This window comes from Specibacter sp. AOP5-B1-6, from assembly GCF_052376555.1.
GTDB lineage: Bacteria > Actinomycetota > Actinomycetes > Actinomycetales > Micrococcaceae > Specibacter.
The window spans coordinates 1-314 of record NZ_JBQSVT010000137.1 but is presented as its reverse complement, the minus strand read 5'-3'; the positions used below and the strand labels follow the sequence as shown (position 1 = coordinate 314).

The following is a 314-nucleotide window of genomic DNA, read 5'->3' as shown; positions in this document are numbered from 1 at the left end:
CCGATGGGGTGCGGATTCCGTTCCCGGGAACGGGTGAAGTCTTGGCAGGGCTGGATCCGATCGATCCTGAGAGTACCGACCCGGTCTCGAAGGATGACCGTACTTACGGTCAAAAGCTTCTCGACGGGCTCCTGGACTGCGTGAAGCTGGCCGCCCGCACTGACAAGCTGCCGCTCAACGGTGGATTGAAGACGCAGTTGATCATCACCTGTTCCCAAGAAGACTTGGAACGCAACGACGGGACCGGCACCGCGTTCACCACTTACAACGGGCCGGTGCCGTTGGCCTTGTTTGACCAGGCCCTGTGTGATCCG

Annotated in this window: 1 protein-coding gene; it reads left to right on the top strand. The window is 60.5% G+C overall.

Translation table 11 applies throughout. The features are described 5' to 3' along the window. A partial coding sequence (locus ACT3TS_RS19820) for a DUF222 domain-containing protein (protein ID WP_444533236.1) occupies positions 1-314 on the top strand: 314 nt, incomplete at both ends.